The 13,141-nt window shown below is 69.4% G+C and carries 11 protein-coding genes and 1 pseudogene; 4 read left to right on the plus strand and 8 right to left on the minus strand.

All coding sequences use genetic code 11. The features are described from left to right. Window positions 1-124: pseudogene (locus ACWEKS_RS44035) on the minus strand (1,4-dihydroxy-2-naphthoyl-CoA synthase); the annotation flags it as partial. 351 nt (window positions 125-475) lie between these two features. On the opposite strand from ACWEKS_RS44035, the gene ACWEKS_RS44040 reads away from it, so the two are divergent. After that, window positions 476-922, plus strand: coding sequence for a DUF6918 family protein (locus ACWEKS_RS44040; RefSeq protein ID WP_364625618.1), 447 nt, complete (start codon window positions 476-478; stop codon window positions 920-922). Between the two features lie 132 nt (window positions 923-1,054). Here ACWEKS_RS44040 and ACWEKS_RS44045 read toward each other — a convergent pair whose 3' ends face one another. Continuing rightward, on the minus strand, window positions 1,055-1,882 hold the full coding sequence (locus ACWEKS_RS44045) for a siderophore-interacting protein (protein ID WP_452345660.1): 828 nt from the start codon (window positions 1,880-1,882) through the stop codon (window positions 1,055-1,057). Between the two features lie 88 nt (window positions 1,883-1,970). Here ACWEKS_RS44045 and menD point away from each other — a divergent pair, with 88 nt between their 5' ends. Then, on the plus strand, window positions 1,971-3,605 hold the full coding sequence (gene menD, locus ACWEKS_RS44050) for a 2-succinyl-5-enolpyruvyl-6-hydroxy-3-cyclohexene-1-carboxylic-acid synthase (protein WP_452345661.1): 1,635 nt from the start codon (window positions 1,971-1,973) through the stop codon (window positions 3,603-3,605). 21 nt (window positions 3,606-3,626) lie between these two features. Here menD and ACWEKS_RS44055 read toward each other — a convergent pair whose 3' ends face one another. After that, window positions 3,627-3,854, minus strand: coding sequence for a hypothetical protein (locus ACWEKS_RS44055; protein WP_452345662.1), 228 nt, complete (start codon window positions 3,852-3,854; stop codon window positions 3,627-3,629). Window positions 3,855-3,968: 114 nt separating this feature from the next. Next, entirely contained in the window at window positions 3,969-4,202 is a 234-nt protein-coding gene (locus tag ACWEKS_RS44060) for a hypothetical protein (RefSeq protein WP_364625607.1), read from the minus strand. A 130-nt stretch (window positions 4,203-4,332) separates the two neighbouring features. Here ACWEKS_RS44060 and ACWEKS_RS44065 point away from each other — a divergent pair, with 130 nt between their 5' ends. Next, complete coding sequence (locus ACWEKS_RS44065) at window positions 4,333-4,518, plus strand: hypothetical protein (protein ID WP_452345663.1); 186 nt, start codon at window positions 4,333-4,335, stop codon at window positions 4,516-4,518. Window positions 4,519-4,711: 193 nt separating this feature from the next. Here the strand turns inward: ACWEKS_RS44065 and ACWEKS_RS44070 are convergent, their stop codons facing one another. After that, window positions 4,712-5,398 (minus strand): TetR/AcrR family transcriptional regulator, encoded by a 687-nt coding sequence (locus ACWEKS_RS44070; RefSeq protein WP_452345664.1) that lies wholly within the window; start codon window positions 5,396-5,398, stop codon window positions 4,712-4,714. Window positions 5,399-5,480: 82 nt separating this feature from the next. Between ACWEKS_RS44070 and ACWEKS_RS44075 the strand changes: the two genes are divergently transcribed. Continuing rightward, window positions 5,481-6,515 carry an aldo/keto reductase gene (locus ACWEKS_RS44075; protein WP_379431269.1) on the plus strand — a complete coding sequence of 345 codons (1,035 nt, stop codon included), beginning with the start codon at window positions 5,481-5,483 and terminating at the stop codon, window positions 6,513-6,515. A gap of 4 nt (window positions 6,516-6,519) precedes the next feature. Here the strand turns inward: ACWEKS_RS44075 and ACWEKS_RS44080 are convergent, their stop codons facing one another. From ACWEKS_RS44080 to ACWEKS_RS44090, 3 genes are all read right to left on the minus strand, one after another. Beyond that, a complete protein-coding gene (locus ACWEKS_RS44080; RefSeq protein ID WP_452345665.1) occupies window positions 6,520-7,581 on the minus strand; it encodes an alpha/beta hydrolase in 1,062 nt (353 codons plus the stop codon). Between the two features lie 145 nt (window positions 7,582-7,726). Continuing rightward, a complete protein-coding gene (locus tag ACWEKS_RS44085; RefSeq protein ID WP_452345666.1) occupies window positions 7,727-12,187 on the minus strand; it encodes a molybdopterin-dependent oxidoreductase in 4,461 nt (1,486 codons plus the stop codon). Between the two features lie 143 nt (window positions 12,188-12,330). Next, window positions 12,331-13,032, minus strand: a complete 702-nt coding sequence (locus ACWEKS_RS44090; RefSeq protein ID WP_379399601.1) for a demethylmenaquinone methyltransferase — start codon at window positions 13,030-13,032, stop codon at window positions 12,331-12,333. Between the last annotated feature and the right edge of the window lie 109 nt (window positions 13,033-13,141).

Genomic DNA, 13,141 nt, shown 5'->3' on the forward strand with positions numbered 1-13,141 from the left:
TGCGTACCTCGGGGCGATCGAAGGCGATCCGCACCGTGCCCTGCTCGATGTGCCGGTGGTACGTGATGTCGGTGAGGTTCTCGAATCCCGGGACGGGCCGCCACAGCGTCGCATTGAAGGTCACGGGAGTGAACATACTGTTCCGGTTCCCGGCGCGGTGCTGACCCACCGCAGTTCGGCGCCGTGTTCTGCGCGTCGCTCCGGAATACCGGCGGCGGAATTCGGCCATCCGACAAGCGCGCTGATTGTTAGCGGGCGGGGTTGCCCGGGGCTCGATCGGACGCTTGCTATTGGTGCGGAGAGAACTCCGACCGATCGGTAACCGAAAGTGAAACGCTGCCAATCGATTGCGGAGGGCTTACAGTGCTGTTGCTGCTGAGGCAGTAGCAGCGCATTGGCATCGTGTGTGCGGGGACACCGGTGCGTATAGTTGCGTGCGCTCGTTCATCGAAAAACTATCCGGAGGAACCTGAAAGTGGTTGCAGCACTGTCTGAATCCCTGCTCGATGACGCCAAGCGTCCGGCCTTCATCGCCGACGCGGAGAAGGTTCTGGACGAGGAGGTGTCGGACAAGGGCGGCGCGTCGGGCCTGGTCGTCAAGGGCGGCTACGCCGCGATCAAGAAGGTCAGCCCCTCGATCGTGAGTGACGCGCTGGAGTCCTTCGCGCCCAAGTTCGTCGAGCAGCTGGAGCCGTTCTGGGCGGAGTACAAGAACGGTGGCGCCGGGTCGTTCGCCGATCTGCTGGTCGCCAAGCAGGACGAGGTGGCCGACGCGCTGCTGTCGGTGACCGACGCGCGGGCCGAGGCGTCCTCGCGCCCGGCGCTGACCAAGGTCTACAACTCCATGCGTTCGTCGGCGAAGAAGCATGTCGCCGAGGCCCTTCCGCGCCTGGGTGACCTGGTGCAGAAGCACGCTGGTTAATCAGGCCGACCGGTTCGCGGCCCGGCGAGGGGCCGCGAACAGTCACGGTCCGCGGTGCTGCCGCCCGTGGACAGCGAATGCCCGCCGAGGTGGTTCGGGGGCACTCGCCTCATTCCGGCTCCGTGCGCCGGTTCAGCCCTGGGACTTGCCCACCCGCCAGTAGCCGGTGAAAGTGATGTCCGCCTTGGGGATTTCGCGCTCCTGCGCCAGATGCCGCCGCACTCCCGCGGCCAGCTTCTGCTCACCCGCGACGAAGGCGTAGACGCCCGCGCCGGGCAGGTCCGCCCCGCGCACGGCCTCCGCCGCCAGTGCGCCGATCTCGCCGTGCGGATCCGTGCGGACCAGCCAGTTCACCTGCACGCCTGCGGGTTCGCCCAGTTCCTGCCGGTCCTCGGCGGACGGAAGCTCGAGATATGCCGCGCCCCGGGCATCCCGCGGCAGCGACCGCAGCACGCCTGCGATGCCGGGCAGCGCGCTCTCGTCACCCACCAGCAGTGTCCAATCACTATGGCCGGGAGCCTGATAGGTGATGCCCTCGTCCAGCAGTCCGACCTGGCAGCCGGGTGTGGCGCTGTTGGCCCACGCGGAGGCGGGACTGTCGTCACCGTGTGAGACGAAATCGATGTCGATCTCGGCCGTGCTGCCGAACTCCCCGAAACCGGCCGCTCGGTAATCCCGCACCGTGTAGTTGCGCGCCAGCGGACGGTGTTCCTTGCCCATCATCAGGTACTGCGCGAACCAGCCGAGGTTGCTCGCGGAGGTGGGCAGCCGCAGGTTGCCGTCGCGTCCGGGCATGAACAGCCGGAACCACTGGTCGTAGCCCATGGCGGTGAATCCGGCCAGGCCCGGGCCGCCGAGGGTGACGCGGACGAAATGGGGGCTGATCCGTTTGCTGGCCAGGACCTCCGCGGTGTGGATCTCGCGGTGCTCGGGCTTGACATGCTTGCTGCGCTTCGCCATTGGCTTAGGTTAGCAAACCCTAACTTAATAACACAGGTGTGAGCGGGCCGACGGAGCGGGGCGGGCGGCTGTCTGAGAGGCTGGAGGTGTGAATCCTTCGACAGCCCAGGCGCACGTCGTCGTCGACGAGCTCGCGCGCGGCGGAGTGCGGGATGTCGTCCTGTGCCCCGGGTCGCGAAATGCGCCGCTGGCTTTCGCATTGCAGGCGGCCGACCAGGCCGGGCGGATCCGGCTGCACATGCGCATCGACGAGCGTTCCGCGGGCTTCCTGGCCGTCGGCCTGTCCGCCGCCAGCGGCCGCCCGGTGCCCGTCGTCATGACCTCCGGCACCGCCGTGGCCAATCTGGGCCCGGCCGTCCTCGAAGCGAACTACGCCCGCATCCCGCTGATCGTGCTGAGCGCCAACCGCCCGTACGAGATGCTCGGCACCGGGGCGAACCAGACCGTCGAGCAGTTCGGTCTCTTCGGCAGCCAGGTGCGCGCCGCCATCAGCCTGGGGCTGGCCGAGTCCGAGCCCGGCGACGATCTGTACTCGAAGCAGAACAGCGTGTGGCGCTCCGCGGTCTGCCGCGTGCTGGCCGCCGCCCGCGGCAGCCGCTCCGGCAATGCCGGGCCGGTGCACTTCGACATTCCGCTGCGGGAACCGCTGGTGCCGGACCTGGCCGCCGGTGACTCGCTGCCTCCGGGCCGGCAACACGAAGAGCCCTGGACCGCAACGCAATACGCGACCCTCGACGTCCCGCTGGACATCGACCTGACCCCGGACACCCTGGTCATCTCCGGTCACGGCGCGGGCCATCGCCCCGAACTCGCGGCCCTGCCCACGGTCGCCGAACCCACCGCGCCCATGCACGGCCCGGCACTGCATCCGCTGGCGCTGCCGCTGCTGCAGCCCCGGCAGGCGATCATCACCGGCCGGCCCACCCTGCACCGGCAGGTGTCGCGGGTGCTGTCGGACCCGGAGATCACGGTGTACGCGCTGACCACCGGCCCGCGCTGGCCCGATGTGTCCGGCAATGTGGTGGGCACCGGCACCCGCGCGGTCACCCACGGCGCGCCGCGGCCGGAGTGGCTGGAGCTGTGCCGGGAGCTGAACGAGAAGGCCGTCACCGTGGTGCGCGCGGAGCTGGCCGGACACCCGAAGCCGACCGGTCTGCATGTCGCGGCCGTGGTGATGGACGCCCTGCGCGACGGCGACCAGCTGCTGCTCGGCGCCTCGAACCCGGTGCGTGACGCCGCGCTGGTTTCCGCGCCGCGGCCCGGCGTGCGGGTGCTGTCCAACCGCGGCGTGGCCGGCATCGACGGCACCGTCTCGGCGGCGGTCGGCGCGGCCCTCACCCATCCGGGCCGCACCGTCGCGCTTATGGGCGACCTGACCTTCCTGCACGACGCGTCCGGCCTGCTCATCGGCCCGGGTGAGCCGCGGCCGGAGGACCTCACCATCGTGGTCGCCAATGACGACGGCGGCGGCATCTTCGAACTGCTCGAACAGGGCGATCCGCAGTACGCGGGCGTGTTCGAGCGGGTCTTCGGCACCCCCCACGGCATGAATCTGGCCGCGCTGTGCGCCGCCTACCGCATTCCACACCGCCAGGTCGCCCCCGCGCAGCTGGCGATCGAGCTGACCGGCAACGCGCACGGCATCCGGGTCCTGGAGGTCGCGACCGAGCGGTCGGGCCTGCGGGAGCTGCACGCCACCGTGCGGGCGGGCGTGTCGAATTAGCTTGGGCGCGAACGGCGCCGGTCAGTACTCGCTGCCGGCGTCCGATTCGTAGTCGTCGTCCATGGGAACGGGGATCGCCTGCTCGACCAGATCCCCCTCGGAGGCGGTCCAGCCACTGTCTCCGGCGGGCAGCGATGTGATCTCGGAGTCCGATTCGAGCGCCTCGGGGTTCACCTCGTCCAGCGGATTGGCGGGGGTGCTCTGTTCTACATAGTCGGCCTCGGGCACTGCGTCGATGCGATCGATCATCGCTTGCTCCTCTCTGCCGGGGTGGGCGGGCCGTGCAGTCGGGCACTTCGAGAATGCTCCCGTTTCACCAGCTCGGCAACCCGTCCTCATCCCGCTCGGCAACCGGTCCGCCCATCACTCGCCGGGCAGCGCCGCGTCGTCGGCGGGGTACTCGACCAGGGCCAGTACCCGGCCCGCCATGAACCGGGCGGTGCGGACCGGCCCGCCGGTTCGAGTCACTTCGCTGACCTCCACGATTCCCCGCGCAATGCGGGTCTCGATGCGGCGGCCCGCTCTGGTCGCCATGATTTCGTAGTTCCGAGACCCGTCGCCGGTGTCGACGACGATCTCCACGCGATCACCTTTCATCTATCAATTCTCCTCCCCACCAGCGTCTTTCGCCGCTGATACCGCCTAACGAACCGGTTGCGGCGCAGCGCTGCAAGCACATTCCGGGCATCGTTGACGCGACCGCATTCCGGCGCAGTTGAAGGCGCTCGTGGCTGCCTGGCGTGAACCGGCGGCCTGGGTGGGCGACACCGAGGTCGGCGGTGTGCTCGCGCCCGCCCCGCAGATGGCGGTCTTCGCTCTGGACGAGTTGGTGATCCATGGCTGGGACCTGGCCCGGGCGGTCGGACAGCCTTATGCCCCGGCGGAGTCGGATCTGGCGGTGCTGCTCGGCTAGCTTCGTGACACCCCGCAGGCAGGGGTGCCCGGGCTCTTCGGGCCGGTTGTCGATATCCCGGCCGAGGCGCCGCTCGTCGATCGCGTGGTCGGACTGACCGGTCGCGATCCGGGCTGGACGGCGGACTGACCGCGCGGCAACGGCGCCCCGCAGGCACGGCGAGGGGTGGTGCGCGCGGGCGGCCGTGGGATGACTATCGAGGCATTCGGCGCGCGTGCTCTGGTGTGCCGGAAGCGAACACGCCCTGCTCCGCGGCCAGTGCGGCGGCCTCGGCGGCGGCGTCGACGGCCCGCTCGTCGACCGGATCCCCGCTGACCAGCAGGCGGTAGTAGAGCGGGGCCGAGACGGCGGAAAGCACTGCGCGCGGGTCGGTTCCGGGCGGGACCTCGCCGCGCGCGACGGCCGCCTCGACGCAGGGGGACCATTCGGTCAGCCGGGTGTCGTAGAAGGCGCGCAGGGCCGTGGCGGCGGTGTCGTCGCTGGTGGCGGCGGCGATGACGGCCCGGAAGAGGCGGCCCTGCCGGGCATCGGTGAGCGTCTTCCCGACCAGCCGCGCATTGGCGAGCAGGTCCCCGCGCAGGCTGCCGGTATCGCTGTGGGGGAGTGAGGTTTCGGCCATATCGGCCAGCAGGTCGGCGACCAGTCCCGCCGGGGTGCGCCAGCGGCGGTAGACGGTGGTCTTGCCGACTTCGGCGTGTGCGGCCACCTCGGCCAGATCGAGGGTGGCGAAGCCGCGTTCGGCCAGCAGGTCGCCGGCGGCGCGCAGCACGGACTCGCGGACGCGAGCGGTGCGCCCGCCCGGGCGGACCGAGCCGGGGGTCGGGTCGGCATGGTCCGCTGCGTGCGTCTCGCTGCCCTCTGCGCGTATGTCGCGGCTCATAACGGTTCTCCAGTTCCATTTGCTGCGAGACGAGTGTAGCGTCAGGCGAGTTAATGAAACTATAGTTCCGTTAGGGGTGGTCATGGAATATCGTCGGCTCGGCGCCTCGGGTCTGCTGGTTCCGGCATTGAGCTTCGGCGCGGGCACCTTCGGCGGTCGCGGCGAACTCTTCTCCGCTTGGGGCGACACCGACGCCCGGCAGGCCCGCCGTCTGGTGGACATCAGCCTGGACGCGGGCGTCACCCTCTTCGACACCGCCGACGTCTACTCCGACGGCGCCTCGGAAGAGGTACTGGGCGAGGCGATCCGGGGCCGCCGCGAGCAGCTGCTGCTCTCCACCAAGGCCTCGCTGCCCACCGGTCCCGGCCCGTTCGACGCCGGATCCGGTCGCGCCCGGCTGATCTCGGCGGTCGAGGGCTCACTGCGGCGGCTCGGCACCGACCACCTCGACCTGTTCCAGCTGCACGCCTTCGACGCGGGCACGCCGGTCGAGGAGGTGCTGGCGGCGCTCGACGAGCTGGTGCGCGCCGGCAAGATCCGTTATGTCGGCGCCTCCAATTTCGCGGGCTGGCAGCTCATGAAATCCCTTGCCGCCGCGGATCGGTACGGCTTCCCGCGCTATGTCGCGCACCAGGTCTACTACTCCCTGGTCGGCCGCGATTACGAGTGGGAACTGATGCCGCTCGGCCTGGATCAGGGGGTGGGCGCGGTGGTCTGGAGCCCGCTCGGCTGGGGCCGCCTCACCGGCAGAATCCGTCGCGGACAACCGCTTCCGGCCGGCAGCCGCCTGCACACCACCGCCGAGGCGGGCCCGCCGGTGCGCGACGAACTGCTCTACGACGTCGTGGACGTCCTCGACGAGATCGCCGCCGAAACCGGCCGCACGGTCCCGCAGATCGCCCTGAACTGGCTGCTGCGCAGGCCGAGCGTGGCCACGGTCATCGTGGGCGCACGCAATGAGGAACAGCTGCGGCAGAATCTCGGCGCGGTCGGCTGGAGTCTCGAGGCCGACCAGCTCGCCCGGCTGGACAAGGCGAGCGCGGTGACCCCGCCCTATCCCTATTACCCGTACTACCGGCTGCCGGACTTCGCGCGGCTCAATCCGCCGGCGGTGTAAGGGTTCACGGGTTCGGGAAGAGTCCCTGCGCGAGCACCGGCCAGGAGGTCTTCAGGTCGTCCTGCCAGTAGCCCCAGATGTGGGTGCCGCTGCCGCGGAATTCGAATGTCGCCGGAATGTTCAGGGATTCCAGGCGTTTCTGCAGAATCGCCGTGGACAGTTCGCAATTCGCCTCGATGAGGGAGCCCAGCGCCACGGTCTTGGGGGTGTCCGCGGGCGCTTCCATCCGGCCGCGCGCGCCGGGCATGTCGAAGGCGCCCGGAATGCCGTTGCCGGTGGAGATGAAAAGGTTGGTGCCGCGCAGTTTCTCGGCATTGAGGGTGGGGTCGTTGGCCACCCACAGTGGGCCGCCCTCGGGGCCCCACATGTTCTCGACCTTGCCGCCGCCGTAGAGCTCGGTGACCATCTTGATGGCCTCCCGGGCCATCGGCGTGATGGTCTGGAAGAAACCGCTGTACACGGCCGCACTACGGAACAGCCCGGGATTGAAGATGACCGAATTCAATACGGGCAGGCCGGCCATCGAGATACCGGCGATGGCATTGTTGCCACTGCTGGTGAGTGCGGCCGTCATCAACGGCGGCAATTCCTTGCCCAGATAGGTGGACCATTTGTTGACCCCCAGCGCGTGGTCTGGCTGGAGCCAGTCGGTGTACCAGCTGAATCTGCCGCCGATGATCTGTACGACATTGATGTTCTTGTCGCTCAGGAAATCCAGTGCGTCCGTGCGCAATTGCCAGGTGGCGGCGTCCTCGCCGCCGCCGGCGCCATTGAGGAGGTAGAGGGTGGGGCGCGGCTCGGCGGTGTCCGCCGGGCGCAGCACGTCGACCGGGAAGGTCTGGTTCATGGCCGCGGAGTAGACGGTGAAGGTGACGTGGCGGTCGTCGGTGATGCCCACGCTCTTGATGAAGGAGCCGTCGTCTGTCTTCATGTCCGGGACCGAGACGCCGGGTGCGGTGGGATCGTCCGCGCCGGCGGGCACGCCGCCCGACAGGCCCAGTGCGGCGACGATCGCGAGCACCGCCGCCGTCGATCGTGCGGTGACTCGACTGATCCGACGGTTCACGGCACCTGCCCTCAGCATTCCTGGCAGCCGCCGCGGTGACGGCCCGCCCATCCGCATGAGCCTGGACGGGCGAGTTACAAATACCACAGTTTCACATTTGTGGGGGCTGGAATCGGCGGACCGGCGCCGCGGGCGGGCGACCGGATCAGTACACGTCGCGCACGTAGCGCTTCTCGGCCACCAGCCGCTTCTTGAACGCCAGCGCGCCGTCCTCGCTCAGCTTGCCGTGAATGCGGGCAATCTTCAGCAGGGTGTCGTCCACATCCTTGGCCATGCGCGCGGCGTCACCGCACACATAGAAATGACCGCCCTCACGCAACCACGCCCACAGTTCCGCGCCGTGCTCGATCATCCGGTGCTGCACATAGATCCGCTCGCGCTGATCCCGGGAGAACGCCAGATCCAGCCGGGTCAGGAATCCCGAACGGAACATGTCCTCGAGTTCGGCGCGGTAATAGAAATTGTCCTTGGCGTGCTGATCGCCGAAGAACAGCCAATTGCGGCCCCGGCAGCCGAGGGCACGGCGCTCCTGGAGGAAACCGCGGAACGGTGCGATGCCGGTACCCGGACCGACCATGATCATCGGCGCGTTCGGATCCAGCGGCGGCCGGAAATGCGGCGCCCGCTGCAGGAAGATCGGCACCTCCGCATGGGCGCGATCGGCCAGGAACGTGGAGCTCACCCCGCCGCGCCGGCCCGCCGAACCGATGGCCGCCGGATCGCCGTAGCGCACCACGCCGACCGTCAGCTGCACCTCGCGCGGACTCACCAGCGGACTCGACGAGATCGAATACTGGCGCGGCTGCAGCTTTTTCAGCGTGCCCAGCCACTCCACCAGATCGGCCCGCACCGGGAAATCGCGCAGCACGTCCACCACCTGCCGGTCCCACAGATACCCGTCCAGCTCATTGCGATTGTCCCGGCGCAGCAGCTTGGCCAGCCGCGGGCTGGCATTGTGCTCGGCCACGAACGACAGCAGATCGGCGCTCACCCGCGTGATGTCGTAGTGCGTCCGCAGCGCCTCCGCCAGCGCCAGCTCACCGTCCTCGACGTCGATGAGCCGCCGCCCCTCCAGCCCGGTCACCGCCAGCCACTCCGACACCAGCGCTTCACAATTCGCGGGCCGCACCCCGAGCGAATCCCCGACCTCGTAGGTGACCTCGGGATCACTGAGATCGAACCCGAATTGCCGCACCTCTTTTCCGGAGCCATCTCGTGAAAGCAATTCATTGCGAACCAGTTTCGCCAGCACGGGCGAATTCCGCGTGAAGGGCGCGGCTGTGGTCGTGCGTGTCCGCCGCCCCGGCGCGAGGCCGGTGACCGTGCCGCGTCGGCCATCGCCGCCCAGGGGAGCGGAGCTCGGCCCGAAGCCCGGGGAACCCCACCCCGGCGGCACATCGCCGGCCCGGGCGGCCGGGCCGTCCGAACCCTGAGCACCCGCTGCGGGCCCGCCGAATCCGGTGACGCCGCGCGACCGGTCCACCTTGCTGCCTCGGCCCGGTGCGGCACCGGCTCCACCGGCGGATCGGTCATCCGGTCCCGAACCATCCGGTCCGGCAGCGTTGTCGGCGGACGTGGCGAGACCATCGGCCACGGCGTCGAACCAGGCCGCGGACAGGTCCTCGTGATCGGGCTCGCTGTCGACGCGCGGCAGCAGGCGGGTGGCTCCGCGCTTCTCGAACAGTTCGTCCAGCTTGCGGCCGTGGCCACAGAAGTCGTCGTAGGAGGAGTCGCCCAGCGCGAAGACCGCGTACCGCATCCCGGTCAGCCGGATCGCGCTGTCGTTCAGGCGTTCCCAGAAGTCCGCGCCATTGTCGGGCGGGCCGCCGTCGCCGAAGGTGCTGCTGATGACCAGCACATCACCTGTCAGGTCGGACAATTCGCCGGAATCCATGTCCAGCAGGCGCGGCGCGAATCCCGAATCGGCCAGATAGGTCGCCAGCGCGGCGGCCAGTTCCTCCGCCGTCCCGGTCTGCGACGCCCACAGCACGGTCACGGCGCGCGTCGCCGCAGGCCTGGCCGCAACCGCGGTGTCCGACGGGCCGTGCGACGCGCTGCTGCCCACGGCACTGTCGAGCGCCGGTGAGTGATGCTGCGCCCCACGCGAATACATCCCGCCCAGCAGCCCGTCGATCCACACCCGGCTGCGCTCCGAGATCGGCGCGGTCGCGGGCAGCACCGGGACGCCACTGACCGGCAGGCTCTGCAGCGCCGCCAGATATCCACCGAGATAGATGCGTTCGGTCTCGGTCAGCGTCGGTGCGACACCGGTCTCCAACCCGAGCATCAGCGCCAGGGGATGCGGTCCGCTCGCGGTGCCGGGGGCGACAGCAGCCGACCGGTCGGGTTCCCCGGAGCCCGCGATGAACGGCGCGCCGAAACCCGCCGGCACTTCGCTGCCGGTGCCATTCGGCGCCGCCGCGGTCAGGGCCGCCACCTTCCGCAGCCGGACCGCGCAGGCCTTGAACTCGGGTTGCAGGGAGATCGGGTCGACCGCGTCGTTGGTGACGGCATTGATGGTCAGGTATTCGCCCTGCTCGTCGTTCCAGTGGAACGGGGCGAAGCAGGTGCCGGGGAGGACGCGGTCGCTCACCTGGACGGGCAGCACGGCGCGGCCGCGGCGGGAGGTGATTTCGAGCTGGTCGCCCGCGCGCACCTCGAGGCGGGCGGCGTCCTCGGGGTGGATTTCCAGGAAGGGCTTGCCATTGAGCTTGGTCAGTTTCGCCACCTTCCCGGTCTTGGTCATGGTGTGCCACTGGTGTTGCAGGCGGCCGGTATTGAGCACGAAGGGGTGATCCGCGTCCGGCATCTCGTCGGGCAGCAGGTGTGGGCGCGCCCAGAACACGGCCTTGCGGCTGGGTGTGGCAAACGCCAGTCGTGGGGTGTGCCCGTGTTCGTCGGTGTGCAGGGTCTGGCTGACCCCGTCGTTGAGATAGCGAATCGGGTTGCGGCGCTGGGCCGGATCGGCGCACGGCCACTGCGCGGGCCCGGCCCGCAGCGCGTCGTAGTCGATGCCGCGCAGGTCGTAGCCGGTGGCCGGATTGGCGAATCGCCGGATCTCGTCGAAGATCTCGGCGCTGGACGCGAACTCGAACCCGGGGAAGCCGAGCGCCGTCGCGACCTGCGCGATGAGCTGCCAGTCCGGGCGCGCGTCGCCGATCGGTTCCACCGACCGCTGCAGCAGGGTCAGGTTGCGTTCCGAGTTCACCTGCACCCCGTCGGCCTCGGCCCACAGGGTGGCGGGCAGCAGCAGGTCGGCGTAGGCGTTGGTGGCGGTGTCGGTGAACACGTCCTGGGCGATCACCAGCTCGGCGGCCTCCAGCCCGGCGATGACGGTGCGCCGATTCGCCATGGAGGCAACGGGATTGCTGCACATGATCCAGCAGGCTTTGATCTTTCCGTCGGCCAGTCCGCGGAACATCTCGATGGAGCCGGGCCCTGCCTCGGCGCGAATGGTGCCCGGCGCCAGCCCCCATTCGGCCTCCACGAAGGCCCGGTCGGCGTCGGCGAGCACGCTGCGCTGACCCGGCAATCCCGGTCCCATGTAACCCATTTCGCGCCCGCCCATGGCATTGGGCTGCCCGGTGAGCGAGAACGGCCCGCTGCCGGTGCGGCAGATGGCGCCGGTGGCCAGGTGCAGGTTGATGATGGCGTTGCTGGCCCAGGTGCCGTGCGTGGACTGGTTGATGCCCATGGTCCACAGCGACATCCATTCGCCCGCCGCGCCGATCCAGGCGGCGGCGGTGCGGATGTCGGCCTCGGGGATGCCGGTCTCCTCGGACACCATCGACGGGGTGTAGGCGGCCAGGAACTCGGGCATGCCCGCCCAGTTCTCGGTGTGCTCGGCGATGAATTCGGCGTCGATGTCGCCGTTCTCGACCAGCAGGTGCAGCAGCCCGTTCAGCAGCGCCAGATCGGTGCCCGGCTTGATCTGCAGGAACAGGTCGGCGCGCGCCGCGGTGTCGGTGCGCCGCGGATCCACCACGATCAGCTTGGCGCCCGCCTTGAGCCGGTCGGCCATGCGCAGGAACAGGATGGGGTGGCAGTCGGCCATGTTCGCGCCGATGACGAAGAACAGGTCGGCGTGATCGAGGTCGTCGTAGGACCCGGGCGGCCCGTCCGCGCCCAGCGACAACTTGTACCCGCCGGCCGCGCTGGCCATGCACAGCCGCGAATTGGCCTCCATGTGCACGGTGCGCAGGTGGCCCTTGGCGAGCTTGGTGGCCAGGTACTGGGCCTCGATCGACAGCTGGCCGGACGCGTAGAGGGCGATGGCGTCCGGTCCGTCTGTGTCGAGAATCACGCGAAGCCGCTGTGCGGCTTCGTGAATCGCCTCGTCGACGGGCATGGGCACCGGCGGCTGGCCGCGTTCGGGCCGGCGGTAGGCGGTCTCCATGCGGCCGGGCGCGGCCATCAGTTCGGCGTGCGTATTGCCCTTGGTGCACAGCCGCCCGGCATTGACCGGGTGGTCCTTGTCGCCCTTCACCCTGGCGATCACGGGCAGTCCGCGTGCGCCGGGCTTGGTTTCGACGGTGATTCCGCAGCCCACCCCGCAGTACGAGCACGCGGTCCGGGTGCTCATCGGGGACGTGGGCTGTTCCGGCATGGTTCCGAGTTAAGCCACCCCGGGTTGCGGCGGATTTACCGAACGTTATCGCCAGATGACAATCCACCTCACAGCCGTTTTCCGCGACTGTGAGGCCCAGGTCGGGGCGCTGCCGTGAGCAACGCCATAGGTCAGCGCTCCGCTCAGCCCAGCTTGTACGCCCGGTGCAGGGCTACCGCCCCGCCCGAGAGATTGCGCCACTGCACCGAGGACCACCCCGCGTCGGCGATCCGCAGCGCCAGCTGCGGCTGATTCGGCCACTCCCGAATCGACTCGGCCAGATACACATAGGCGTCCGGATTACTGGAGACCGCGCGCGCCAGCGGCGGCAGCGCCCGCATCAGGTACTCCATGTAGATGGTCCGGAAGGGTTCCCAGGTCGGCGTGGAGAACTCGGCCACCACCAGCCGCCCGCCCGGCTTGGTGACGCGCAGCATCTCGCGCAGCGCCAGATCCGGGTCGGCCACATTGCGCAGGCCGTAGGCGATGGTCACCGCGTCGAAGGAGTCGTCGGCGAAGGGCAGCGCCATGGCGTCGGCGGCGACCATGGGCACATTGCGGTGCCGTCCGGCCGACAGCATGCCCTGGGAGAAGTCCGCGGCCAGCACCCACGCGCCCGATTTGGCCAGGTCCACGGTGGAGACACCGGTCCCCGCCGCCAGATCCAGCACCCGCTCGCCGGGTCGCAGGCCCAGTGCCTTGCGCGTCACCCAGCGCCAATACCTGTCCTGGCCAACGGAGATCACCGAATTGGTCAGGTCGTACCGCTTGGCGACACCGTCGAACATGGACGCGACGTCGCGCGGCTGCTTGTCCAGCTGGGCCCGAAACGATGCTCTGTTAATTTTGCCCTCCGCTTCGCTCCGGGCGGGTTCGCGGCCCCGGAGGTCTCGATTCTTCCCTCCTCCGCTCCTCCGCTTCGCTCCCCGTCTCGCTCCAAGGCGCTGGCCTATG

The sequence above is a fragment of the Nocardia sp. NPDC004711 genome, from assembly GCF_053601595.1.